Origin of the sequence: Pseudomonas sp. JAI111 (assembly GCF_024809425.1) — a bacterium.
Lineage (GTDB): Bacteria > Pseudomonadota > Gammaproteobacteria > Pseudomonadales > Pseudomonadaceae > Aquipseudomonas.
Genome location: NZ_JANUCB010000007.1, coordinates 200,474 through 223,536, shown reverse-complemented (window position 1 = coordinate 223,536; position 23,063 = coordinate 200,474). Strand labels below are relative to the sequence as shown.

Annotated in this window: 17 protein-coding genes; 14 read left to right on the top strand and 3 right to left on the bottom strand. The window is 60.1% G+C overall.

Features of this window, described 5'->3' with window-relative positions:
- Positions 1-83 precede the first annotated feature (83 nt).
- From HNR03_RS21700 to aceE, 3 genes are all read right to left on the bottom strand, one after another.
- A complete protein-coding gene (locus HNR03_RS21700; protein ID WP_259155670.1) occupies positions 84-1,478 on the bottom strand; it encodes an alkaline phosphatase D family protein in 1,395 nt (464 codons plus the stop codon).
- Between the two features lie 270 nt (positions 1,479-1,748).
- On the bottom strand, positions 1,749-3,722 hold the full coding sequence (gene aceF / locus HNR03_RS21695; protein WP_222589485.1) for a dihydrolipoyllysine-residue acetyltransferase: 1,974 nt from the start codon (positions 3,720-3,722) through the stop codon (positions 1,749-1,751).
- A gap of 11 nt (positions 3,723-3,733) precedes the next feature.
- On the bottom strand, positions 3,734-6,379 hold the full coding sequence (gene aceE, locus HNR03_RS21690; protein WP_090176415.1) for a pyruvate dehydrogenase (acetyl-transferring), homodimeric type: 2,646 nt from the start codon (positions 6,377-6,379) through the stop codon (positions 3,734-3,736).
- Between aceE and HNR03_RS21685 the strand changes: the two genes are divergently transcribed.
- The 14 genes from HNR03_RS21685 (at position 6,374) to HNR03_RS21620 (ending at position 23,040) form a co-directional block, all read left to right on the top strand.
- Positions 6,374-6,766 (top strand): hypothetical protein, encoded by a 393-nt coding sequence (locus tag HNR03_RS21685; RefSeq protein WP_090176413.1) that lies wholly within the window; start codon positions 6,374-6,376, stop codon positions 6,764-6,766. The genes aceE and HNR03_RS21685 overlap by 6 nt on opposite strands.
- A complete protein-coding gene (glnE, locus tag HNR03_RS21680) occupies positions 6,763-9,702 on the top strand; it encodes a bifunctional [glutamate--ammonia ligase]-adenylyl-L-tyrosine phosphorylase/[glutamate--ammonia-ligase] adenylyltransferase (RefSeq protein ID WP_259155667.1) in 2,940 nt (979 codons plus the stop codon). Before HNR03_RS21685 ends, glnE begins: the two co-directional genes overlap by 4 nt.
- Before the next feature lie 283 nt (positions 9,703-9,985).
- The gene (gene waaF, locus HNR03_RS21675; protein ID WP_259155666.1) at positions 9,986-11,020 is read left to right on the top strand and encodes a lipopolysaccharide heptosyltransferase II; all 1,035 of its coding nucleotides are present in this window, start codon (positions 9,986-9,988) and stop codon (positions 11,018-11,020) included.
- Position 11,021: 1 nt separating this feature from the next.
- Positions 11,022-12,083, top strand: a complete 1,062-nt coding sequence (waaC, locus tag HNR03_RS21670; RefSeq protein WP_259155664.1) for a lipopolysaccharide heptosyltransferase I — start codon at positions 11,022-11,024, stop codon at positions 12,081-12,083.
- Positions 12,083-13,204 (top strand): glycosyltransferase family 4 protein, encoded by a 1,122-nt coding sequence (locus HNR03_RS21665; protein WP_259155663.1) that lies wholly within the window; start codon positions 12,083-12,085, stop codon positions 13,202-13,204. Before waaC ends, HNR03_RS21665 begins: the two co-directional genes overlap by 1 nt.
- Positions 13,204-14,010, top strand: a complete 807-nt coding sequence (gene rfaP, locus HNR03_RS21660; protein WP_090176398.1) for a lipopolysaccharide core heptose(I) kinase RfaP — start codon at positions 13,204-13,206, stop codon at positions 14,008-14,010. Before HNR03_RS21665 ends, rfaP begins: the two co-directional genes overlap by 1 nt.
- Positions 14,010-14,744 (top strand): lipopolysaccharide kinase InaA family protein, encoded by a 735-nt coding sequence (locus HNR03_RS21655; RefSeq protein ID WP_259155660.1) that lies wholly within the window; start codon positions 14,010-14,012, stop codon positions 14,742-14,744. The genes rfaP and HNR03_RS21655 overlap by 1 nt, the downstream gene beginning before the upstream one ends.
- Entirely contained in the window at positions 14,741-15,493 is a 753-nt protein-coding gene (locus HNR03_RS21650; RefSeq protein ID WP_222589491.1) for a lipopolysaccharide kinase InaA family protein, read from the top strand. Before HNR03_RS21655 ends, HNR03_RS21650 begins: the two co-directional genes overlap by 4 nt.
- A complete protein-coding gene (locus tag HNR03_RS21645; RefSeq protein ID WP_259155658.1) occupies positions 15,493-16,944 on the top strand; it encodes a lipopolysaccharide kinase InaA family protein in 1,452 nt (483 codons plus the stop codon). The genes HNR03_RS21650 and HNR03_RS21645 overlap by 1 nt, the downstream gene beginning before the upstream one ends.
- A gap of 240 nt (positions 16,945-17,184) precedes the next feature.
- The gene (locus HNR03_RS21640) at positions 17,185-17,520 is read left to right on the top strand and encodes a YceK/YidQ family lipoprotein (RefSeq protein ID WP_259155657.1); all 336 of its coding nucleotides are present in this window, start codon (positions 17,185-17,187) and stop codon (positions 17,518-17,520) included.
- 310 nt (positions 17,521-17,830) lie between these two features.
- Positions 17,831-19,588, top strand: a complete 1,758-nt coding sequence (locus HNR03_RS21635; RefSeq protein WP_090176383.1) for a carbamoyltransferase — start codon at positions 17,831-17,833, stop codon at positions 19,586-19,588.
- Positions 19,572-20,702 carry a glycosyltransferase gene (locus HNR03_RS21630; RefSeq protein ID WP_222589495.1) on the top strand — a complete coding sequence of 377 codons (1,131 nt, stop codon included), beginning with the start codon at positions 19,572-19,574 and terminating at the stop codon, positions 20,700-20,702. The genes HNR03_RS21635 and HNR03_RS21630 overlap by 17 nt, the downstream gene beginning before the upstream one ends.
- Positions 20,702-21,598, top strand: a complete 897-nt coding sequence (locus HNR03_RS21625) for an antimicrobial resistance protein Mig-14 (protein WP_259155651.1) — start codon at positions 20,702-20,704, stop codon at positions 21,596-21,598. The genes HNR03_RS21630 and HNR03_RS21625 overlap by 1 nt, the downstream gene beginning before the upstream one ends.
- A gap of 8 nt (positions 21,599-21,606) precedes the next feature.
- A complete protein-coding gene (locus tag HNR03_RS21620; RefSeq protein ID WP_259155650.1) occupies positions 21,607-23,040 on the top strand; it encodes a PIG-L deacetylase family protein in 1,434 nt (477 codons plus the stop codon).
- Positions 23,041-23,063 lie beyond the last annotated feature (23 nt).

The following is a 23,063-nucleotide window of genomic DNA, read 5'->3' as shown; positions in this document are numbered from 1 at the left end:
CTCCAGCCAGCGACCGAAACTAATGCTTTTGCGCAAGAAATCGCAGCCACAGGCGTCGCCCAAGGCTGCGATTTTTTTTGCGGTTAACGCAAAGGGATCGTGACCGATTGCAGTGGCTTGCCATCGCGGTCGTGATAATTGACCCGTATCTGCGCCTGCTCAATGATCAGGTGGGCAAAGTTGTCCTGGCTGATCACGTCGCTGGTCAGTTGATGCCGATAGTCTCCGGCGGCGGTTTGCGCCAGTGGCTGATCAAGCATGAAGGTCGACGCCTTGGCATACGGCAGCAATTTACTGTTGCACAGCGGCGAAGACACGATGGTGTGCACTTCGAAGTCTGGATCTTCGCTGTGGCTCAGGCGACTGGTGAGGGAGCCATGGACATCGCCGGAAATGAACAGGACGTTTTTGATGCGCTGTGTACGAATGGTCTCCAGCAGTCGTAGTCGTTGTTCCGGAAACGCTTTCCAGGCGTCATCGCCGTGCGATTTGCGGTCGGGGTAGAACATCACGCTGGTGACCACGCATTTGACCCTGGCCGGGCTGTGGACCAGCCATTTGCGCAGTGCCTGCTCCTGCTCCTCATCGAGTATCCGTCGATCATCGGCCGACAGATTGCGTCGGGTGCGGCTGTCAGTGACAAACCATTCAATGTCACCTTCGGTGAACTGATACCAATACTGTTCCAGTTTTTTGCTCGGTTGTCCGCTGGGCAGAAGTTCATGTGCCGGGCTGTGGCTGGCTTGATACAGCTCATAGGCGGCCATGGCATTTTTATATAAATAGTCGTCTGCCTTGCTTTTGTTGGCGGGCCAGTTGTCTTCTATTTCATGGTCGTCGAGGATCATGTAAGTCGGCGTGCCGGACATTAACTTTGCGATATGCGGCTGGGCAAACGCCGTTCGATACTTGCTGAGTATTTCCTTGTACTCCCGGTCAGGCGCAATAACGTTCAAGTCGTCGACGTAGATTTGGTCGCCGGTCATCAGCATGGCGCTGATGGGCGGTTCAGCCTGCTGCGCGAGCCGGGTGATCGAACCGAAGATCCTGTCTCCCAGATGCGGCGTCGATGGTACTCCTGCGGTCATTCGCAGATAGCGACACGAGCCAACGATATACGCCCGCGGTGTTGTGGTTTTGCTGGACTGTGTACGGAAACGATACGTCACCCGAGGCCATTGCAGTGGTAACTCCTGAACCGTTTCGACGGTGTGCACCGGGCTCATGGGGCTCAACCATCCGGCTTGATATTCGTACTCGGTGTCGCTGGATAAATCATTGAGAGCGATCACATCGGACATGTCGCGCAGGATGGACAATTTGGAAAAAACACCTTGGGACCAACGCACTTCTCCTTCACGCCGGTAGCGGATGCCGGCAAAGACCAGTGAGTCATCTTGATGTTCACCGCGCAGAAAAATACGCACGTGATTAGTTGTGGTGTGGCCAATGATTGGGCCAACAGTCGGTTTGAACATGTTCGAATCCATTCGAAATAACGCTAACTAAGTAAAGGAAGTTCTTGGGATTTATTAGAAGTTCCTGTTGAACTAAGCCTAGTTATTGGACGAAGAAAAATATCGCGCGAAAGTGGACCGGAGTTGTGGGCGGGGTCAGCTGGGGCCGTAGGAAAATGCTTTATTCCAGGCAAAAAAAGCCCCGCCAAATTGGCGGGGTTGAGGTACGAGCGTGGCGCTCGGAAAACGTGGAACGCGAAAGGCCCTCCGATGAAGGAGGGCCGGTCGTTGTTACAGCAGGATGGTGCGGATGTCCGCCAGCAGGCTACTCAGACGCTGGGTGAAGCGTGCAGCAGCGGCGCCGTTGATCACACGGTGATCGTAGGACAGCGACAGCGGCAGCATCAGTTTCGGCTGGAAGGCTTTGCCGTCCCAGACTGGCTGGATGGTTGCCTTGGAGACACCGAGGATCGCCACTTCCGGCGCGTTGACGATCGGCGTGAAGCCGGTGCCGCCAATGTGGCCGAGGCTGGAAATGGTGAAGCAGGCGCCTTGCATGTCGTCGGCGGTGAGCTTTTTGTCGCGGGCCTTGGCAGCCAGTGCGGCGGCTTCGGCAGCCAGTTGCAACAGGCTCTTCTGGTCGACGTTCTTGATGACCGGTACCAGCAGGCCTTCAGGAGTGTCGACGGCGAAGCCGATGTTGACGTACTTCTTGCGGATGATCGCTTTGCCGCTTGGTGCCAGCGAACTGTTGAAGTCCGGCAGTTCCTTGAGCAGGTGCGCGCAGGATTTAAGCAGCAGCGGCAGGATGGTCAGCTTGACGCCAGCCTTCTCTGCAACGGCTTTCTGGGCGATACGGAACGCTTCCAGCTCGGTGATATCAGCCGAGTCGAACTGAGTCACGTGCGGAATGTTCAGCCAGCTGCGATGCAGGCTCGACGCGCCGATTTGCATCAGGCGAGTCATCGGCACTTCTTCGGTTTCACCGAAGCGGCTGAAGTCTACGACCGGAATCGGCGGGATGCCCGCGCCGCCGGTTGCGCCAGCAGCGGCTGCCGGTGCTTCCTTGGCCTTCTGCATCATGGCTTTGACGTAAACCTGCACGTCTTCTTTCAGGATGCGACCGTGCGGACCGCTGGCGCCGACGGCGCTCAGCTCGACACCGAACTCACGGGCCAGTTGGCGTACAGCCGGGCCTGCGTGAACCTTGGCGCCCGGCTTGGCCGGTGCAGCCGCCGGTGCGGCAGGCGCAGCGGCAGCAGCAGGAGCCGCTTCAGCCTTGGCCGCCGCAGGAGCAGCAGCAGGCGCGGCAGCTGGTGCCGGAGCCGCGGCCGGAGCAGCGCCTTTGACTTTCAGCTTGAGGATCAGATCGCCGGTTCCGACTTCGTCGTCCAGCTTGACGGAAACGCTTTCCACCACGCCAGCGGCTGGCGATGGAATTTCCATGCTCGCCTTGTCGGATTCCAGGGTGATCAGCGACTGGTCGGCTTCAACGGTGTCGCCGGCCTTGACCAGGACTTCGATGATCTTGGCCTTGCCCGACGAACCGATGTCCGGGACGTGAATGTCCTGAACGCTGTCCGCAACCGGTGCAGCCGGGGCCGCAGCGGCAGGTGCCGGAGCAGCGGCGGCCGGTGCCGCCGCCTGAGCTGGAGCGGCCGCAGCCGGTGCCGCAGCACCCGCCACTTCCAGGTCCAGGATCAGGTCGCCAGTGCCGACTTCGTCGTTGAGCTTGACGCTGATGGCCTTGACCACGCCAGCGGCAGGCGACGGGATTTCCATGCTCGCCTTATCGGATTCCAGGGTGATCAACGATTGATCAGCTGCGACGGTGTCGCCGACCTTGACCTGAATCTCGATGATCTGGGCCTTGCCCGACGAACCGATGTCCGGCACGTGCACTTGCTGAACCGAAGCGGCAGCAGGTGCGGCAGCTGGAGCAGGAGCGGCGGCAGCGGCAGGCGCCGCAGCAGGTGCAGCTTCAGCCTTGGCAGCCGGCGCAGCGGCAGCCGTCGGGGCCGCAGCAGCGGCACCTTCGACTTCCAGCTCCAGCAGTTCGTCGCCTTCTTTCAGGCGATCGCCCAGCTTCACTTTCAGGCTCTTGATGATGCCGGCCTTTGGCGCAGGCACTTCCATGCTCGCCTTGTCCGACTCAAGTGTCAGGATGCTCTGATCGGCTTCGATACGGTCGCCGACCTTCACAAACAGTTCAATTACTTCACCTTCACCGCTGCCGATGTCAGGTACGCGAATGAGTTCGCTCACAGAGTGTCTCCTCAGCAGTCCAGTGGGTTGCGTTTTTCCGGGTTGATACCGAACTTGACGATGGCTTCAGCCACCACCTTGGGTTCGATGTCACCACGGTCAGCCAAGGCTTCCAGGGCTGCCAACACCACGAAATGACGGTCGACTTCGAAGAAGTGACGCAGCTTCTTGCGGCTGTCACTGCGGCCGAAACCATCGGTGCCCAGGACTTTGAATTCCTTGGACGGGACCCACTGACGAATTTGTTCAGCGAACAGCTTCATGTAGTCGGTAGAGGCGATGACCGGACCTTTACGGCCGTTCAGGCACTCTTCGACGTAGCTCAGCTTAGGCTTCTGGCCAGGGTGCAGACGGTTGGTACGCTCAACGGCCAGGCCATCGCGACGCAGTTCGTTGAAGCTGGTAACGCTCCACACATCGGCGCCGACGTTGAACTGTTCACGCAGGATTTTCGCCGCTTCGCGGACTTCACGCAGGATGGTGCCGGAGCCCATCAGCTGTACGTGGTGCGCCGCTTCGCGGGTGTCTTCCTCGAGCAGGTACATGCCCTTGATGATGCCTTCCTCGACACCGGCCGGCATGGCGGGCTGCTGGTAGGACTCGTTCATCACGGTGATGTAGTAGAAAACGTCCTGCTGCTCTTCGGTCATCTTCTTCATGCCGTCCTGGATGATCACCGCCAGCTCGTAGCCGTAGGTTGGATCAAAGGTGCGGCAGTTCGGGATGGTGGCAGCCAGGATGTGGCTGTGACCGTCTTCGTGTTGCAGGCCTTCGCCGTTCAGCGTGGTCCGGCCGGCGGTGCCGCCGATCAGGAAGCCACGGGTACGGCTGTCGCCAGCGGCCCAGGCGAGGTCGCCGATACGCTGGAAGCCGAACATCGAGTAGAAGATGTAGAACGGCAGCATTGGCTGGTTGTGGCTGGAGTACGAAGTACCGGCAGCGATGAAGGAGCTCATGGCGCCCGCTTCGTTGATGCCTTCTTCGAGGATCTGGCCCTTCTTGTCTTCCTTGTAGAACATCACCTGGTCTTTATCGACTGGCTCGTAGAGCTGGCCGACGGACGAGTAGATGCCCAACTGACGGAACATGCCTTCCATACCAAAGGTACGGGCTTCGTCCGGGATGATCGGGACGATGCGCGGGCCGATTTCCTTGTCCTTGACCAGTTGCGCCAGGATGCGCACGAAGGCCATGGTGGTGGAGATTTCACGGTCGCCCGAACCATCAAGAATGGCCTTGAGGGTGTCCAGCGATGGCGTCGGAACGCTGAAGCTCTGCGCGCGGCGCTGTGGCACGAAACCGCCCAGTGCAGTGCGGCGCTCGCTCAGGTAACGGGCTTCGGCGCTGTTTGGCTCAGGCTTGAAGAACGGCAGGTTTTCCAGCTCTTCGTCGCGCACTGGAATGTCGAAACGATCGCGGAACAGCTTCAGGCTTTCAACATCCACTTTCTTGGTGTTGTGCGCTGTGTTCTTCGCTTCGCCGGCACCGGTGCCATAACCTTTGATGGTCTTGGCCAGGATAACGGTCGGTTGTTCTTTGTGGTTGACCGCTTCGTGGTACGCCGCGTAGACCTTGTACGGGTCGTGGCCGCCACGGTTGAGTTTCCAGATCTCGTCGTCGGACAAGTCTGCAACCATCGCCTTGAGTTCTGGCGAGTTGAAGAAGTGTTCACGCACGAACGCGCCGTCTTTGGCTTTGTAGTTCTGGTACTCGCCGTCGATGACTTCGTCCATGCGACGTTGCAGGATACCGTCGACGTCTTTGGCCAGCAGCGGGTCCCAGAAACGGCCCCAGATGACTTTGGTCACGTTCCACTGGGCACCGCGGAACACGCCTTCGAGTTCCTGGATGATCTTGCCGTTGCCGCGAACCGGGCCGTCGAGGCGCTGCAGGTTGCAGTTGATGACGAAGATCAGGTTGTCGAGCTTCTCGCGGCCAGCCAGCGAGATCGCGCCCAGGGATTCCGGCTCGTCGCACTCGCCGTCGCCCAGGAAGCACCAGACTTTCTGCTTGCCTTCAGGAATGAAGCCACGGGCTTCCAGGTACTTCATGAAGCGTGCCTGGTAGATCGCCTGGATCGGGCCCAGACCCATGGATACCGTCGGGAACTGCCAGAAGTCAGGCATCAGCCAAGGGTGCGGGTAGGACGACAGGCCCTGACCGTCCACTTCCTGGCGGAAGTTGTTCATCTGGTCTTCGGAGATGCGGCCTTCCATGAACGCACGGGCGTAAACGCCTGGCGAGGTGTGACCCTGGAAGTAGATCAGGTCGCCGCCGTGTTCGTCGGTCGGGGCCTGGAAGAAATAGTTGAAGCCGATGTCATACAGCGTGGCGCTGGAGGCGAAGCTGGAAATGTGACCGCCCAGGTCCGAATCTTTCAGGTTCGTACGCATCACCATGGCCATCGCGTTCCAGCGTACCAACGAGCGAATGCGGCGTTCCATGAACAGGTCGCCAGGCATGCGTGCTTCGTGGGTAACGGGAATGGTGTTGCGGTATGGCGTGGTGATGGCGTAAGGCAGCTGCGAGCCACTGCGGGTCGCCAGTTCGCCCATACGGGTCATTAGATAGTGAGCGCGGTCTTCGCCTTCTTTGTCGAGAACCGATTCCAGGGCGTCCAACCATTCCTGGGTTTCGACGGGATCGAGGTCTTGCATGGCTTGCTCCAGGGCGGAAAGGCTTCCAGAATCGGTTGCCTGAGTTTGCGACTGGCCTTGTGGGCAGACGATATAAATTCTTGGATTGCCGAGAGGTTGTTCCGGCGGCGTGTAGTTTTACTACAAATCATCGGGCATTTCAGCCTTTCGAATGTATATACGAGTAGTAAAACTACAGATGAGCGGCTTGTGGCCTCCAGCTGCGTTGTGAGAATAATCGTTAAGGTTGGTCTTTTGCCAACCGAAAAAGGTGAAAGCTTGATGCTGTCTGCCAAAAATAAAGAAATTTCAGCTATTTCTAACCTTTGTTCGACAGTCGATCACGTAGTGCATTTCGCAAAATCACTACATGCAGCCCTTTACACGCCGATCAAGGATAGACCATGAGCCTTCCCACGCTTGCTGAACTGCCCGACATTCTCCTGCCGTTTGTCACCCGTGCCGAGCAGTCGTTCCGTACCGCCGTCGCGGCGCTGGACGACGATCATGGTCTTTCCTCCTGGACCCCCGATCGCTGGGCACAATTTGCCCGCGTCACGGCCGCCAGCGACTTCGTGATTGAACAATCTGTTCGTGACCCTTTGATGTTGCTGACGCTGGTGCAGTCCGGCGAGCTGGACCGCAGCTTCGCGCCCGGCGAGCTGTGCGGGCAGGTTGCTGGCGCAGTCAACGCCGCCGAGACCGAAGACGAACTCGGCCGCGCCTTGCGCCGCCAGCGCGCTCGTCATCAAGTGCGGATCGTCTGGCGTGACCTGACCCGTCAGGCTGATCTGATCCAGACCTGTCGCGACCTCTCGGACATGGCCGATGCCAGCATCGATCAGGCTTATCAATGGTTGTACTCGCGCCATTGCCAGCAGTTCGGCGTGCCCACCGGTCGGCGTAGCGGCGAGCCGCAACAGATGGTCATCCTGGGCATGGGCAAGCTCGGCGCCGTCGAGCTCAACCTGTCGTCGGACATCGACCTGATCTTCGCCTATCCCGAGGGCGGCGAAACCGTCGGGGTGAAGCGCCCGCTGGACAACCAGGAATTTTTCATCCGCCTTGGCCAGCGCCTGATCAAGGCGCTGGACCCGATGACCGTGGACGGTTTTGTATTTCGCGTCGACATGCGCCTGCGCCCTTATGGTTCGGCAGGTGCGCTGGTCTTGAGCTTCAACGCTCTGGAGCAGTATTACCAGGATCAGGGGCGCGACTGGGAACGCTACGCGATGATCAAGTCGCGGGTGGTGGCCGGCGATCAAGTGGCCGGCGCGCAGTTGCAGGAAATGCTGCGCCCGTTCGTTTACCGGCGTTACCTGGACTTCTCGGCCATCGAAGCGCTGCGCACCATGAAGCAGCTGATCCAGCAGGAAGTGCGGCGCAAGGGCATGGCCGACAACATCAAGCTTGGCTCCGGCGGCATTCGTGAAGTCGAGTTTATCGCCCAGGCTTTCCAGCTGATTCACGGTGGTCGCGACCTGAGTCTGCAGCAGCGTCCTTTATTAAAAGTACTGAGCACGCTGGAAGGTCAGGGTTACCTGCCGCCCGCGGTGATCAGTGAGTTGCGCGAAGGTTACGAGTTTCTGCGTTACACCGAGCATGCGATCCAGGCCATCGCCGACCGCCAGACCCAAATGCTGCCGGACGGCGCACAGGATCAGGCGCGCATTGCCTTTATGATGGGATTTGCCGATTGGGCGGCGTTCCAAGAGCAACTGATGCATTGGCGTGGGCGTGTGGCCTGGCATTTTGGCCAGGTGATCGCCGATCCCGATGAAGAAGAAGGCACCGAAAGCGAAGTGGTGGTTGGCGGCGAATGGCTGCCGCTGTGGGAAGAAGCCCAGGATGAAGAGGCCGCTTGCCGTCAGTTGGAAGAGGGCGGTTTTGCCGATGCCACCAAAGCCTTGAAAGCGCTGGCCAGTTTGCGCAGCAGCCCGCAATTGCGCGCGATGCAACGTCTGGGGCGCGAGCGCCTCGATGCCTTTATTCCACGGTTGCTGGCCCAGGCGGTCGAGCATGCCAACCCGGACCTGGTGCTGGAACGCGTGCTGCCGCTGGTCGAGGCCGTGGCCCGCCGTTCCGCCTATCTGGTGTTACTGACCGAAAATCCCGGCGCGCTGCGGCGTTTGCTGACCTTGTGCGCGGCGAGCCCGTGGATCGCCGAGCAGATCACCCGCTTCCCGCTGTTGCTGGATGAATTGCTCAATGAAGGCCGGCTGTTCAAACCGCCCCTGGCGCCGGAACTGGCGGCCGAGTTGCGCGAGCGCCTGACGCGGATTCCCGAAGACGACCTCGAACAGCAAATGGAAGCCTTGCGCCATTTCAAACTGGCGCACCGCTTGCGGGTCGCCGCTTCGGAGATCGCCGGCAGCCTGCCATTGATGAAAGTCAGCGATTACCTGACCTGGCTGGCCGAAGCGATCCTCGAACAAGTGCTGGCCCTGGCCTGGCGCCAGACCGTGGCCAAATATGGCACGCCGCTGCGCACCGACGGCACGTTGTGCGATCCCGGCTTCATCATTGTCGGTTATGGGAAAGTCGGTGGTCTGGAACTGGGGCATGGTTCGGACCTGGACCTGGTGTTCATCCATGATGGCGATCCGCAGGCCGAGACTGACGGGGCGAAACCCATCGACGGCGCGCAATTTTTTACCCGGCTGGGGCAGCGGATCATTCATTTGATTACGACGCAGACCAACTCCGGTCAGCTGTATGAAGTCGATATGCGGCTGCGGCCGTCGGGCGCGTCGGGGTTGCTGGTGAGTTCGGTAGGGGCGTTTGCCCGTTATCAGGAAAATGAAGCCTGGACCTGGGAACATCAGGCGCTGGTACGGGCGCGGGTGCTGGTGGGCAGCAAGGATGTCGGCCAGGCTTTCGAGAAAGTCCGCGCCGCGGTATTGGGTAAATCGCGCGACCTGGCGACCTTGCGTCAGGAGGTCAGCGAGATGCGCGCCAAGATGCGCGATAACCTCGGCAGCAAGAGCACGGCGGCCGGCACCGGGGCAAATGCCTTCGAGGCCACGGCGCCATTCGACCTCAAGCAGGACGCCGGAGGTATCGTCGATATTGAATTTATGGTGCAATACGCGGCCTTGGCGTGGTCCGAAACACATCCGCCATTGCTGCGCTGGACGGACAATATCCGCATTCTGGAAGAGCTGGAACACGAAGGGCTGATGCCTGCCGAAGACGCCAGCCTGCTGCGAGAGGCCTATAAAGCCTACCGTTCCGCCGCTCATCGGCAGGCCTTGCAGAAGGACCCGGGAGTGATACCGGGTGATCAGTTCGTGGACGAACGACGCCAGGTGATGCGGATCTGGCGTGAGCTGGGATTGAGTTAAGCGACACGATTCAAATGTGGGAGCGGGCTTGCTCGCGAAAGCGGTGTGTCAGATGACATTGTTGGTGACTGACACACCGCTTTCGCGAGCAAGCACGTTCCCACAGTAGGTCTGTGTTGTTTTGTAAAGTGAGGCAGCTAAGCTGCACCGCACTGGATGTGCACAAAATTGATCCGACGAGCCCCAACCGGCTCGTCCAAATGACCTGGCAGCCAAGGCTGCGGGTGCTGGATTCTCGAGGCGGGGAGGCGTATGCCTCCCCGGTTTCGTTTTTGGAAACCACATGAAAATTCTGATCGTTGGGCCCAGCTGGGTCGGTGACATGGTGATGGCGCAGACACTGTTTCAGTGCCTCAAGCAACGCCACCCGCAGTGCGAAATCGACGTCCTGGCCCCCGAGTGGAGCCGGCCGATACTTGAGCGTATGCCCGAAGTCCGTCAGGCCTTGAGCTTTCCGCTCGGCCATGGCGCCCTGGAACTGGCGACGCGTCGACGCATCGGCAAATCCCTGGCCGGTCAGTACGACCAGGCGATCCTGTTGCCCAACTCCCTGAAGTCGGCGCTGGTGCCATTCTTCGCCGGCATCCCGAAACGCACGGGCTGGCGTGGCGAGTTCCGCTACGGCTTGCTCAATGATGTGCGCACCCTGGATAAAGAACGTTACCCGCTGATGATCGAGCGCTTTATGGCGCTGGCCTTCGAGCCCGGTGTCGAGCTGCCGAAACCGTATCCGCGGCCGAGCTTGCGGATCGACCCGGTCACTCGCGAGGCGGCACTGGCCAAGTTCGGCCTGACCCTGGACCGCCCGGTGTTGGCGCTGTGCCCCGGTGCCGAGTTCGGCGAGTCCAAGCGCTGGCCGTCCGAGCATTACGCCAAGGTCGCCGAAGCGAAGATCCGCGAAGGCTGGCAAGTCTGGTTGTTCGGCTCGAAAAACGATCACGCGGTCGGCGAAGACATTCGCGCGCGGCTGATTCCGGGCCTGCGTGAAGAATCGGTGAACCTCAGCGGCGGCACCTCCCTGGCTGAAGCCATTGATCTGATGTCCTGTGCTGACTCGGTGGTGTCCAACGACTCCGGCCTGATGCACGTTGCTGCGGCGCTGAACCGCCCGCTGGTCGCGGTCTACGGCTCGACATCGCCGGGTTTCACGCCACCGTTGGCCGAGCATGTCGAGATTGTGCGCCTGGGCCTGGAATGCAGCCCTTGCTTCGATCGCACCTGCCGTTTCGGTCATTACAACTGTCTGCGCCAGCTCATGCCGCAAGCCGTGAACGAAGCTTTGCAGCGGTTGCAGGGCACTGTGATCGAGGTCAAATAGTTTGCGCGTTCTGCTGATCAAGACTTCATCGCTAGGCGACGTGATTCACGCGTTGCCGGCGCTGACCGACGCGGCGCGGGCGATCCCCGGCATCCAGTTCGACTGGGTGGTGGAAGAAGGCTTCGCCGAAATCCCGACCTGGCACCCGGCCGTGAGCAAGGTGATTCCGGTGGCGATCCGTCGCTGGCGCAAGAACCTCTGGCAAACCATCAAAAGCGGCGAGTGGAAGCGCTTCAAACAAAGCGTTCGCGCTTCGAAATACGATCTGGTGATTGATGCTCAGGGCCTGCTGAAAAGCGCCTGGCTGACCCGCTATGTCAAAGCACCGGTCGCCGGGCTCGACAAGGAATCGGCACGCGAACCGATTGCCGCGCGCTTTTATTCCCGTCGCCTGGCGGTGGGACGTGGGCAACACGCGGTTGAGCGGGTGCGTCAGTTGTTCGCCCTGGCATTGGGCTACGACTTGCCCAAAGGGCTGGGCGATTACGGCCTGAATGTCGAGCGCCTTGTGGAACTGCCGCGCAAGAATCCTTACGTGCTGTTCCTGCATGGCACCACGTGGGACACCAAACACTGGCCGGAAGCCTATTGGCGTGAATTGGCCGAGCGGGTCGGTTACCTCGGTGTCGCGGTGAAGCTACCGTGGGGCAATCCGGTCGAGAAGGCCCGGGCCGAGCGCATCGCCGCCGGGTTCCGTCATGTCGAAGTGTTGCCCAAGCTGAATCTGGCCGGCGTCGGCAAAGTATTGGCCGGCGCCCAGGCCTGTGTGGCCGTGGACACTGGCCTCGGTCATCTGGCGGCCGCGCTCGACGTGCCAACCTTGTCGCTGTTCGGGCCGACCAATCCGGGCCTGACCGGCGCCTACGGCAAGGCGCAGATTCACATCGCCAGCGATTTCCCCTGCGCGCCGTGCCTGCAAAAGAAATGCACCTATCAACCGACGGCCGATGATGCCCGTCGGTTCGACCTGAAGCGTGAGTGGCCGCTGTGCTTCACGCGCCTGAACCCCGAGCGTGTCGCGACTCGACTGAGCACGTTGTTACTGGCTGAGGAGCTGCGCTGATGCAATTGGCATTCGTCTTGTACAAGTACTTTCCATTCGGGGGCTTGCAGCGCGATTTCATGCGCATCGCCCTGGAATGCCAGAAGCGCGGCCATCAGATTCGTGTGTATACGCTGATCTGGGAGGGCGACGTGCCGCCGGGTTTTGAAGTGCTGGTCGCGCCGGTCAAAGCGTTCTTTAACCATCGCCGTAACGAAAAGCTCAGCGAATGGATGGAAGCGGATCTGGCCAAGCGCCCCGTGGATCGGCTGATCGGTTTCAACAAGATGCCGGGCCTGGACGTTTACTACGCCGCCGACGGCTGCTTCGAAGACAAGGCGCAAAACCTGCGCAACTCGCTGTACCGTCGCTGGGGTCGCTACCGGCACTTCGCCGAGTACGAGCGCGCGGTGTTCGCCAAGGACGCAAAGACCGAAGTGCTGATGATCTCCGAGGTCCAGCAGCCGCTGTTCATCAAGTATTACGACACGCCGCTGGAACGCTTTCATTTGCTGCCACCGGGCATCTCCCAGGATCGTCGCGCGCCGGCCAATGCGGCCGAGATACGCGCCGAATTCCGTCGCGAATTCAACCTCAAGGACGATGAATTGCTGCTGGTGCAGATCGGCTCCGGGTTCAAGACCAAGGGTGTCGATCGCAGCCTCAAGGCGCTGGCCGCATTGCCCGCTGATCTGAAGAAACGCACCAGGCTGTTTGTAATTGGCCAGGATGACCCCAAATTGTTCCAGATGCAGAGCGCCACTTTGGGGCTCGGCGACAACGTGACGTTCCTCAAGGGTCGCAGCGATATTCCGCGTTTCCTGCTCGGCGCCGATCTGTTGATCCACCCGGCGTACAACGAAAACACCGGGACCGTGTTGCTCGAAGCCGTGGTGGCCGGGTTGCCGGTATTGGTAAGCGCAGTCTGTGGTTACGCCCATTACATTGCCGAGGCCGACGCCGGTCTGGTGCTGGACGAACCATTCGATCAGGCGCAACTGACGCAGTACCTGACCGGCATGTTGAACGACCCTCAGGCACGGGCGGCCTGGAGCCGCAACGGTCTGGCTTTCGCCGAGACGGCCGACCTCTATAGCATGCCGCAGCACGCGGCCGATGTGATTCTGGCGGAGCACGCTTAATGAAGTTGATGCTGGCTGAACCGTTCAAGAGCCTGTGGGCCGGACGGGATGCGTTCACTGAAGTCGAAGGCCTGCAGGGTGAGGTTTACCGTGAGCTGGAAGCACGCCGGACGTTGCGCACTGAAGTGAACGGCAATGGTTTCTTCGTGAAGATTCACCGTGGCATTGGCTGGGGTGAGATTTTCAAGAACCTGCTGACCGCCAAATTGCCGGTCCTCGGCGCAGGCCAGGAATGGAAAGCCATTCAGCGCCTCAAAGAAGTCGGCGTACCCACCATGACCGCCGTGGCTTATGGCGAGAAGGGCAGCAACCCGGCGGACCAGCACTCGTTCATCGTCACCGAAGAGCTGGCGCCCACCGTCAGCCTCGAAGACTTCAGCATCGATTGGGTCAAACAACCGCCCGAGCCCAGGCTCAAGCGCGCGCTGATCGCCGAAGTCGCCCGCATGACGGGCATGATGCACCGCGCCGGGGTCAACCACCGCGACTGCTACATCTGCCACTTCCTGCTGCACACCGATAAACCGGTGACGGCCGATGACTTCAAACTCTCGGTGATTGATCTGCACCGCGCCCAGACCCGCCCGGCAATTACCCGGCGCTGGCGCGACAAAGACCTGGCAGCGCTGTATTTCTCAGCGCTGGACATCGGCCTGACCCGGCGCGACAAGCTGCGCTTCCTCAAAGGCTACTTCCAGCAGCCATTGCGCCAGATTCTGGCCGAAGAAGCCCCGTTGCTTGCCTGGCTTGAAGGCAAAGCCAACAAGCTTTACGACCGTAAACAGCGATACGGAGACGCGCTCTGATGCCGGGCTGGAAACTGGGGTCTGCTTACAGCGATCTGGCGCAAGATTTTGGCAGCCTGGACGCGGTGTTCGCGCTTCAGGGCGAGAGCGTGACCCTCGACCCGTTGTCCGAGGTCATCCGCGTTAATCGCAATGGCGTCAATTATTACGTCAAGCGCTACGTGGGTGCCGGCAAAGGTCTGCGCCGCTATCTGGGCAAACCCCGGGTCAAGTCCGAATGGCAGAACCTCAAACGTTTCGCCAAGTGGGGTATTCCCACCGCTGAAGTCGTGGCCTGGGGCCTGGAGCGGCGCGGTGCGGCGTATGCCCGGGGTGCGATGATTACCCGCGAACTGCCCAACACCGAAGACTTGTCAGCCCTTGCTGGCCGGCACGACCCCAGGCTCGCGGATCGCGATTGGGTGGATACCGTCAGTCGTCAACTGGCCGGGTACACCCGGATCATGCACGACAAGCGCTTTACCCATAACGATTTGAAGTGGCGCAACCTGTTGGTCGACGATGAACCCAAGCTGTTTCTGATCGATTGCCCCAACGGCGATTTCTGGCGCGGCTTCTGGCTCAAATACCGAATTACCAAAGACCTGGCCTGTCTCGACAAGGTGGCCAAATATCACCTGTCGGCAACCCAGCGTCTGCGTTTTTATCTGCAATACCGCCAGTGTGATCGGCTCGATGCCGACGACAAAAAACGCATCCGGCACGTAGTGAGATTTTTTAAGGGGCGTGAATGACCGATTTTCTGGCCGCCGAAGACCGTGCGCTCCTTGAGCATCACGGCCTCGGCACCTTCGACGAACTTTGGGCCAAGCAGCTCGATGCAGTGGATGAACCCAATACCGTTAGTGATGGCTGGAGCAGTGTGTTTCGGCTGGACCTGGAAGGTCATGGCTATTACCTCAAGCGCCAAAGCAACTACCTGACCCGCACCTTGCGCGCGCCCTTCGGCGAGCCGAGTTTCGCTCGTGAGTTTCGCAACATCAGTCTCTATCAGAAGCTGGGCATTCCGGCACTGCAGGCGGCGTTTTTTGGTGAGCGAAAATTTGATGGCGAAGTCCGTGCGGTGCTGCTGACTCGCGCCCTGGATGGCTGGGATGATCTGGATTCGCTGTTGCAGTTCTGGTCGGAGCTGAGCGAGGAGCAACACTTGGCCATTATGAAAGCCTGTGGCGAACTGGCGCGGCAGCTGCACGGCGTGCGCCAGGTTCACGGGTGTTTCTACCCCAAGCATATTTTTTTACGACCCACGGAAGACGGTTATGAGGCGCAGCTGATCGACCTGGAGAAAACCCGGCCGTTACTGTTTGGCCAGCGTGACCGGATCAAGGACCTGGAACCGTTGCTGCGCCGCGCCCCGGAATGGACCGATGCGCAGTTGCGCGAGTTTTTGGCGGTCTATCTCGAACAGCCTCAGGACAGTTCGTTGGTGGACAGTTGGATGTCGCGCCTGACTGCCCGGCGCAGTCATAAGGAGACACGTTGATGCGTTTGTCCGAGCTGAAAAACGCCGGCCGCAGCCCGAGCCTGCCGATGAGTATTTCCCTGGCCGATGCTGCCGGCCCCGGCCAATTGCAGTTGTTGAGTTTGCTACGCGTATTGCCGGGACAGCGTTATGTTGGTGCCGGCGTCTGGCGTGGCCGGCCGGTGCTGGCAAAGTTGTTGGTTGGCAGCAAGGCGGCCCGGCATTTTCAGCGTGAACTGGCCGGTGTTCGCTTACTGGCCGATCAAGGCCTGACCACGCCGCAACTGCTGGCGGATGGTTTGAAAGAAGGCGAAGGCGGCTGGCTGTTGTTTGACTTCCTCGAAGGCGCCGAGAGCCTGGGGGATACCTGGAAACAGGTCGAGCACTTGCCGGTGCTGGCCGATATGCAAGGGGCCGTGCTGGCCGAGGCGTTGGGCGCTATCGGCCAAATGCATCGCAAGGGGCTCTGGCAGGAAGACCTGCATCTGGACAACCTTTTGCGTCAGCGCGGTCGGCTGTATCTGATCGATGGCGGTGGCGTTTGCGCCGAGACCCCCGGCCAACCGCTGTCACGGCAGAAAGTCCTGGAGAACCTCGGTGTGTTTTTCGCCCAGCTACCTAAATCGCTGGAGCCATTCACCGAAGAGTTGCTGGTGTATTACCTGTTGAGCAATGGCGAACACGCCTTGCCAATGGAAGCGTTGCAGAAGCAGATCGACAAGGTTCGCAGCTGGCGCTTGAAGGACTACCTGATCAAGGTGGGCCGCGATTGCACGCTGTTCAGCGTTCAGCGCGGGCCGTTCGGCCTGCGGGCTATTCGTCGCGAGGAAGAAACGGCGATGCTGCCGGTGCTGGATAAGGCCGATGCATTGCTCGATCAGGGGCATCTGTACAAGACCGGCGGTGCGGCGAGCGTAGGAAAAGTCGATGTAGCGGGTCGGACGTTGGTGATCAAACGCTACAACATCAAAGGCTTTGCGCATTGGCTCAAACGCTTCTGGCGCCCGAGCCGTGCATGGCACTCGTGGCGCGAAGGCAATCGCCTGGCATTTCTGGGCATCGCTACGCCCAAGCCGTTGGCGTTGCTGGAAAAGCGGTTTCTCTGGTTGCGCAGTCGGGCTTACCTGATTACGGAATACCTGCCGGGACCGGACATCATCGAGCGCTTTGCACCCTACGTTGAGAGCGGTGATGCGCCCGAGGCAGAACTGGCGGCACTGGATCATTTGTTTGCCGAGCTGATTCGCGAGCGCATCAGCCATGGCGACTTCAAGGGTCACAACCTGTTCTGGCAGCAGGATCGCTGGGCGCTGATCGACCTGGATTCGATGTGCCAGCATGGCTCGATGGGCAGCTTTGCCCCGGCTTATGCGCGGGATCGGGCGCGGTTCATGCGTAACTGGCCTGAAGAAAGCGCCCTCTACAATGTCATCGATCAGCGGCTTCCCAAAGACATCTCTGGCGCTGCCTGAATCGGGTCTTCGACCCTTCGCGAGCAAGCCCGCTCCCACGGTAACTCTGCGCCGCACACATATTTTGTGTGTGGCGCAGATCCCCTGCGGGCGCGGGCTTGCTCGCGATGAGGCCAGAACAGTCAGCCGAGATTAAGGGGACAAGTTCTTGTGAACTGTCCTACATGATCCACAGACTCCATGAACTGTGCCCTGAATAGCCACGATGCTAGTTTGCCTGACGTTCACGGAGGGCAGATTTTGACGATAAAAATGGCTGTTGCGATGGGGGCTTTTTCACTGGCTTTAACGGGCTGCGGAACAGCGCTAACAGTGCTGCAAGACGACGAAGACGCCGCCCGCGGCCTGCGAAAACACAAGACTTACTGCCAATCCATCCCCCGTGTTTACAGCGGTCTGGCCTATAACTTCTGCATCCTGCATGCTCCGCCGGATCCCACGGGCGTCCTGGTGCCCTTGGTACTGCTCGATCTGACGCTCTCGGGCGTCTGCGACACGGTGTCCTTGCCCTATACGATTTTCCGCCAGGCTACTGACGGCAATCTGGGTATTTACTGGCGGGCAGGGCGTGGATAGCTCTTTCGTATTCCGGCGTCATGTGTCTAGTGCAGAAACAGGTTTTCCCTGTTTCAGAAAGCGAAAAGCCCCGATGAAACTCACCGAGGCCATAGCGCCGACCGGGATCTCCCAGTCCATTAGAGTGCGAGCCTATGACGACATTTTTCTGCTGTCAACGCGTGGGCTGCGGCTCACCAGTTCCCGCTAGAGGCTTGCCGTCGCTTTTAAGCTATAATCCCGCCCTTTAGCTGTCTCTCGCCCCTTGCGAGGGCACATTAATTTTTGAGGCGCTTGTCGCCTGCATGCAGACTAAAGAGGCTAGACCCCTGTGGCATTGACGATTCTTGGCCTGTCCGGCGCCCTTAGCCATGATCCTTCCGCAGCCTTGTACATCGACGGCAAGCTGGTCGCTGCGGCTGAAGAAGAGCGCTTCGTGCGCGATAAACATGCAAAGAACCGCATGCCTTACGAATCGGCGAAGTTCTGCCTCGAACAGGCGGGTATCAAGCCGTCCGACGTTGACGTGGTCGCGATCCCATTCGCCCCGATCAGCATTTTCGGCAAGGCTCGCTGGCAGTACGCCAAGCGTTACTGGTACGCCCCGGACCGCGCGCTCGACGCGATCCTGATGGGCAACCGTCGCTACAAGCGCTATCGCAACAAGATCGTCTGGTGCCTCGAGCAACTGGGCTTCGATCCGAAGAAAATCAAGATCGAGCCGGTCGAGCACCACCTGGCCCACGCCTCCAGCGCTTACCACTGCTCCGGTTTCAAAGAGAAAACCGCGATCCTGGGGATCGATGGCAAGGGTGAGTACGCCACGACCTTTTTCGGTTACGGCGAAAACGGCAAGATCCACAAGATCAAGGAATTCTTCGATCCGGACTCACTTGGCGGCCTGTATGGCGCGATCACCGAGTTCCTCGGTTTCGACATGCTCGATGGTGAGTTCAAGGTCATGGGCATGGCGCCCTACGGCGACGCCAGCAAATACGATTTCTCGCGCCTGGCGTCGTTCGAAAACGGCGAACTGGTGATCAACACCGACTACGCCAACGTCATCGGGCTGCGTCGCTACAAAGAGAAGGGCAAAGGCTACTACTTCTCGCCGAAGCTGATCGAGTGGCTGGGGCCCAAGCGTGAAGGCGACATCGCTGACGAGCCGTACATCCACTACGCGGCGAGCATTCAAGCGCTGTTCGAAAAGATCGCGCTGCAGATGATCGACCACTACCTGGGCGACGTGCTCAAGGAAACCGGCAAGCTGGCCTACGCCGGCGGCTGTGCGTTGAACGTCAAGCTCAACCAGAAAATCATCGCTCGCGATGACGTAAAAGAATTGTTCGTGCAACCTGCGTCCGGCGATGCCGGCACCGCGGTGGGCGCTGCAGCTTACGTGTCCAACGCCCGTGGCGTTCCGGTCGAGAAGATGGAACACGTCTACCTCGGCCCGTCCTACACCAACGAAGACGTGCTCGCTGCCTGTGCTCGTCACCCGAGCAAGCCGGTCTGGCGCAAGCTTGAGAACATGCCGGAAAACATCGCCAAGATCATGGTCGATGGCAACCCGGTGGCCTGGTTCCAGGGACGCATGGAGTTCGGTCCGCGTGCCTTGGGCGGTCGTTCGATCATCGGTTGCCCAAGTGCCGTTGGCGTCGCTGACCGTATCAACCACCAAATCAAGTTCCGCGAGCGCTGGAGGCCTTTCTGCCCGTCGATGCTCGACACCGTCGCGCCGCAGATGATCAAGATCGATCACCCTGCGCCGTTCATGACCTTCACCTTCGAAGTGGCTGAAGAGTGGAAGACCCGCGTGCCGGAAGTTGTCCACGAAGATGGCACTTCCCGGGCCCAGGTGCTCAAGCGCGAATACAACCCGCGCTACTACGACATGATGAAGGCGCTGGAAGTATTGACCGGCAACGGCGTGTCGCTGAACACCTCGCTCAACCGTCGCGGCGAACCGATGATCTGCTCACCCACCGACGCCCTGAACATGTTCTTCGGCTCGGACCTGCAGTACCTGATCATGGAAGACATTCTGGTGGTCAAAGAGGGTGCGAACGCTTATGACACGCTCGGCTGAACGCCATGTGCTGCAGTTCTGTCACGGCTATGACGGGCCGTTTCTGGACTGCGCCCGGCAGTACGCCAGCCTGTTCGCCGGGACTGGATATCGCGTGACAACGGTGTTCCTCACCGGGGCCGCCGACAGCGACGTCGCTGCAGGCTGCGCTTCCGATGAAGTGCTGTTCATGGAGTACAGCTCAAAGGCCATCCGTGGCCTGAAGCTGGGCGCCATCAGCGATCTGCGCAAGATCGCCGCCTCACGCAATTTCAGTTTCTGCATCGCTCACCGGTTCAAGCCGATCTACATCGCCTTGCTCGGCACCTCGCTGCCGGTGATCGGTGTGCACCACGCGTTTGGCGATTACAAACGCGGCACCCGCAAACTTTTCGCCAATCTTTTCCGCAAGCGCCTGAGCCTGCTCGGGGTTTCCGATGCGGTGCGTGATGACATGCGCAGTTGCCTGCCGAAATGGCCCGCCGAGCGGATTCAGACACTCTATAACCGCATCGATGTGCCGGCGTTGCAGACCAGCCAGGTGTCGGTCCGCGAGGCGCGGGAAACCCTCGGCCTGTCGGCGGATGCCTGGATTGTCGGCAACGTCGGGCGGCTGCATCCGGACAAGGACCAGACCACGCTGCTGCACGGTTTCGCCGCAGCGTTGCCGGGCTTGCCGGCCAACAGTCAGTTGGTGATCCTCGGTAGCGGTCGACTCGAACAGGACCTCAAGGCCCTGGCCCGTGAATTGGGTATCGGCGACCGCGTGCTGTTTCTCGGTCAGGTACCGGATGCGCGCCGCTATTTCCGCGCATTCAACGTGTTTGCCTTGAGCTCCGATCACGAACCCTTCGGCATGGTGCTGCTGGAAGCCATGGCTGCCGGCGTTCCGTTGCTCGCCACTGCGTGCGGTGGGGCGAAGGAAATCGTTGAAGGGGTGGGCATTCTGTTCCCGCTGGGCGATGCCGAACACTTGGCCCAAGGGCTGCAACATCTGGCCGCGATGGACGACCAGCAACGTCACCAGTGCGCCGAACTGATGCTCGATCGCTTGCGTGAGCATTTCTCCGACCGCGCGGTACGTGATGCTTTCTGGCATTTGCCACAGGTCACAGAACTGGCGCAGAGGGGCTGATGCTCAACCGATTTCAAGGCTGGCGCGAACGTGGCTGGGCGGTGGTCGATGCCTCGACTTATGCCCAGGCCTGGCAGCGTTTTGGCGGCAGCGTCGCGACTCATCCCCTGGTGGTTGAACGCCTGGCGCAGTTGGCCGAGATCCCGGTGCGGTACCTGGCCTGGGAGCAAAACGGTGAAGTCAAAGCTTCGATTCCGACCTGGGGGCGCGACCTTGCGCTGTCCAAGGATGTGCTCAAGCGCCGCGGTAAAAAGGGCCTGTTCGACCTCGGTAATGCCGAGCTGATCTTGCCGGCCGCCGCAGATGCTCAAGCACCTCTGCGCCATCGCGGGCGATATTTGTCAGCCTTGAGCGAAGGCCGCTTCACCGACATCAAGTTGCAGGCCGAACAACTGGCGATGGCCCGTACACCCGAAGAGTTGTCGAAAAAATTTCGCTACAACCAGCGCCGTGAATTGCGCCTGCTGGAAGAGGCGGGCGGGGTGGTGCGTCCGGTCGCCGATTTCTCCAGCGCTGAGCTGGCAGCGATCTACTGCGACCTGTTCCAGCGGCGCTGGGGCTTCCCGGCCACCGGGGCCGAGCGCATGGGCGAGGTGATCGAGCTGCTGCGCGACTTCCTGATAGGCTCGGTGATTTTCCTCAACGATGCACCGATTGCGATTCAGCTGGTGTATCGCGTCGAGGCGCCGCAGTGGATCAGCGTTGAATACATCAACGGGGGCGTCGACCCTCAAACGCGTGAGTTCAGCCCCGGCAGTGTGCTGAGTTTTCTCAACACTCAAAGTGCCTGGGAGCATGCGCGGGCCCTGGATAAGCCCTTGCGGTTTTCCTTCGGGCGCGCCGATCGTGAATACAAGGACCGCTGGTGCAATCCCGTGCCGGTCTTCACCGTGTGAGACAGCCCATGAGCCGCAAACAGCAACTGCTCAAACGCCATCGTCGCAACAAGCGCATCGGTCTGTTGATCGCACTGGTGCTGCTGATTGCCATCGGCGTGTGGGTGGCCTGGTGGTTGCCGCCGGTGTTGGCGGTGTTGGGCTGGATTGCTCACGAAGCCTGGTTCGCCGACCATTTGTTCTATTCGCCCAAAGACGATTACCAATACAGTTTTGCGCCGTACACCCAGCAGCCCAAGGTTCATCTGGACGGTGAGCGTCTACGGCTGGACGAAGGCGTCATGCTGGTCGATGACGCGACTCTGGTGCTGGCGCTGCGGATAAAGAGCACGTGGCTGGGACGCTTTATCGATCCGGTGGTTGAGTTGGCGGGCGGCGAGAGTCCCGACCGGCAAACCTTCGAACGGGGCGTCAACGGTCTGCGTTACCTGAACCTCAGCGGTCAGGCGCAGGTGCTGTCGCGAGGCGAGTTACGTCTGCGTGGGCGGTTCTGCCGATTGTTCGGCGAGCCCGTACTCTGGGCATTCGAACAACCCGATTATCGACGCCAGCGCGTGATGGTGATTGCGCCCCACGCTGACGATGCAGAGTTGGCGGCCTATGGTTTATACAGTCAGGCCGATGAAGCCTGGATTGTCACGCTCACCGCCGGTGAAATCGAAGCTGAACACTATCGACAACTGGGCCTGAACAAGGTCGAGGCAGCACGCCTCAAAGGGCGTTTGCGCGCCTGGGACAGCATCGCGGTACCGCGTTGGGCCGGTGTGCCTGAAGCGCATTGCGTTCAGTTGGGTTATTTCTGTCTGCAATTGGCGGCGATGCAGGCCACGCCAGCTCAACCGGTGGGTTCGCGGGAAGCGGATCTGAGCGACACCCGAGTGTTTCGCCAGTTGAACCCATTCGCCCTGCCAGGCGATGTCGACGGCGCTGCGACCTGGAACAATCTGCTGGCCGATCTGCGCGAGCTCTTGCTGCGCGCGCGGCCCGAAGTGATTGTGTTGCCACACCCGATACTCGATCCGCACCCTGATCATATCTGCGCCCAGCAAGCGGTCCTCGAAGCCTTGCAGGGGCTGGAGTGGCAGCCGACGACACTGCTCGGCTATGCCAACCATTTGCACGACAACGACCGTTGGCCAATGGGCGATGCAGGCCACGGCATCGCACTGCCTCCTGCCTTTGACTCGGTCGCGCCGATGGAGCCGTACTGCCTGCCGCTGTCGCAGGACTTGCAGAGAGATAAAGCCATGGCGCTGGGCATGATGCATGACCTGCAACCGCCCATGCCCTTCAAGCGCCGTGTGCGTCGGTTGATACAGCGACTGCTGGCCCGTAGAGCACTGCCGCTGTATGGCGAAAACGAATTTTTTCGTAAGGCGATCAGGCGTCACGAGTTGCTATGGCTTTTGAAGCATACTGAAACACCTAGGCAGCAGAAATGAAGTTCTGCGCGGCCTAGCATGGC

What these genes read in the sequence shown, in the direction of transcription:
- HNR03_RS21700 (WP_259155670.1), bottom strand. Translation starts at nt 1,478, where the DNA reads ATGTTCAAACCGACTGTTGGCCCAATCATTGGCCACACCACAACTAAT.
- aceE (WP_090176415.1), bottom strand. Translation starts at nt 6,379, where the DNA reads ATGCAAGACCTCGATCCCGTCGAAACCCAGGAATGGTTGGACGCCCTG.
- glnE (WP_259155667.1), top strand. Translation starts at nt 6,763, where the DNA reads ATGAGCCTTCCCACGCTTGCTGAACTGCCCGACATTCTCCTGCCGTTT.
- waaF (WP_259155666.1), top strand. Translation starts at nt 9,986, where the DNA reads ATGAAAATTCTGATCGTTGGGCCCAGCTGGGTCGGTGACATGGTGATG.
- HNR03_RS21665 (WP_259155663.1), top strand. Translation starts at nt 12,083, where the DNA reads ATGCAATTGGCATTCGTCTTGTACAAGTACTTTCCATTCGGGGGCTTG.
- rfaP (WP_090176398.1), top strand. Translation starts at nt 13,204, where the DNA reads ATGAAGTTGATGCTGGCTGAACCGTTCAAGAGCCTGTGGGCCGGACGG.
- HNR03_RS21655 (WP_259155660.1), top strand. Translation starts at nt 14,010, where the DNA reads ATGCCGGGCTGGAAACTGGGGTCTGCTTACAGCGATCTGGCGCAAGAT.
- HNR03_RS21650 (WP_222589491.1), top strand. Translation starts at nt 14,741, where the DNA reads ATGACCGATTTTCTGGCCGCCGAAGACCGTGCGCTCCTTGAGCATCAC.
- HNR03_RS21645 (WP_259155658.1), top strand. Translation starts at nt 15,493, where the DNA reads ATGCGTTTGTCCGAGCTGAAAAACGCCGGCCGCAGCCCGAGCCTGCCG.
- HNR03_RS21630 (WP_222589495.1), top strand. Translation starts at nt 19,572, where the DNA reads ATGACACGCTCGGCTGAACGCCATGTGCTGCAGTTCTGTCACGGCTAT.
- HNR03_RS21625 (WP_259155651.1), top strand. Translation starts at nt 20,702, where the DNA reads ATGCTCAACCGATTTCAAGGCTGGCGCGAACGTGGCTGGGCGGTGGTC.
- HNR03_RS21620 (WP_259155650.1), top strand. Translation starts at nt 21,607, where the DNA reads ATGAGCCGCAAACAGCAACTGCTCAAACGCCATCGTCGCAACAAGCGC.